Source organism: Rhizobium sp. BR 317 (genome assembly GCF_047445835.1).
Classification (GTDB): Bacteria; Pseudomonadota; Alphaproteobacteria; order Rhizobiales; family Rhizobiaceae; genus Rhizobium; species Rhizobium paranaense.
In genome coordinates this window covers 1-1,691 of the sequence record NZ_JARWLB010000106.1, presented here as the reverse complement: position 1 = coordinate 1,691, position 1,691 = coordinate 1, and the positions used below count along the sequence as shown (strand labels likewise).

General features: G+C 59.1%; 1 protein-coding gene and 1 pseudogene. Both read right to left on the bottom strand.

Annotated elements, in window-relative coordinates; genetic code table 11:
- Positions 1 to 720, bottom strand: a 720-nt coding sequence (gene trbJ, locus QD357_RS32065; RefSeq protein WP_414126042.1) for a P-type conjugative transfer protein TrbJ, incomplete at its 3' end; no start/stop codon positions are given.
- Positions 692 to 1,588, bottom strand: a pseudogene (locus tag QD357_RS32060) (conjugal transfer protein TrbE); the annotation flags it as partial. The gene trbJ and the pseudogene QD357_RS32060, both read right to left, overlap by 29 nt.
- Positions 1,589 to 1,691: the final 103 nt, after the last annotated feature.

Here is a 1,691-nt window from a genome sequence, read left to right as displayed (position 1 = left end):
GTCCTTGTCGGTCTGCTCAGTCTGAAGCCAGGTGCCCATCATGGTCATCTGCTGGGACACCAGGCCGCGAAGCTTCTGCATCTGTGCGACCTGCTGCGCGGCGATCTCGTGTCCGACCTGCAGAGCCTTCATCTGCCCGTCGGCGGTCTCGGACATGGACCGAAGCGAAGACATCGTGCCTTCTTCGGTGTCGAACTGATCGGCTGTCAGGCTCGCGGCCTTCAGCGTGCTGGCGATCGTGTCCCGGTTGGTGTCGGACCAGGTCTGATAGCTTGACGAAAAGCTCTCGGAGTTCGGCAGGTTGGTCTTGAGACTGGAATAGCTCTGGAAGCGCTGCTGCAGCACATCGTCGGCATTGCCCATKGAAAAGGAAATGCTCTGGCCCTGGTCGACGATGCTGCGAAGCTGGTTGAGATCGCTTTCGACCTGCCCCCACATATGCGATGGAAGCGTCGCGGTGTTCTGCAGCAGGTTCTGGTAGATATTGAGCTGGGTTTCGATCTGTTGCGCCAGCTGACTGATCTGGGTGAGCTGGTTCTGGATTTGCTCGCCAGATTKKCCAACAAGGGATACGAGCTCKCCATTGTTGAGAACCTGCGTCCATTCGGTTGCGGCCCCCGTGGCAGTTCCGGCATTTGYGGGCACAACAGCGCCAGCCGCCAATGCGACAGCCACCAGACCTGTAAGCAATCTATTCGAAATTGAGCAGCGATGCGGCATCGTGAACTCCTCTCGTTTGAAGCCAGTGGATCGGCCAATCGCGGCCGTGTTCGACCGTCAGCGCGCGGATGCGCTTCAGGTCTTCCTTGCCGGAGGCTCCGACAAAACTGAGCGCCACAGGGCCGAGCGCCATATCGAACAAGCGCCGGCCTTCCGGCGTGACGACGTAATATTCACGCTTGGGGGTGGCGTTTGAGACAATCTCGATCTGCCGCTMGTTGAAGCCGATCCGCWCGTAGAATTCGCGCGTCCCAGGCTCACGAGCGGCACCATTCGGCAGGCAGATCTTCGTCGGGCAGGATTCCTTCAGGACATCGATTATGCCAGAGCGCTCAGCGTCCGAGATGGACTGCGTGGCAAGCACGACGGCGYAGTTGGCCTTGCGCAGCACTTTCAGCCATTCGCGGATTTTGTCGCGAAACACTGGATGACCGAGCATCAACCAGGCCTCGTCGAGGACGATCAGGCTCGGTGGGCCATCGAGACGCTTTTCGATCCGACGGAACAGATAGGTGAGAACGGGCACGAGATTWMGCTCGCCCATATTCATCAGCTGCTCGATCTCGAAGGTCTGGAAGGCACCGAGGGTCAAACCGTCCTGTTCGGCGTCGAGCAACTGACCCATCGGTCCATCGACAGTGTAATGATAKAGCGCGTCCTTGATCTCGCGCATCTGAACGCCGCTCACAAAATCCGAAAGCGACCGGCCGGCTGCGCTGGCCATCAATCCGATCTGACGCKAGATAGCGTTGCGATGATCCGGCGTGATKGTAACGCCCTGCAGGGCGATCAACATTTCGATCCATTCCGTGGCCCATGCCCGGTCTGTATCGCTGGAGAGATCCGACAGTGGGCAGAAGGCCAGCGCAGCCGGCCGGTCGCTTTCGGATTTTGTGAGCGGCGTTCAGATGCGCGAGATCAAGGACGCGCTCTATCATTACACTGTCGATGGACCGATGGGTCAGTTGCTC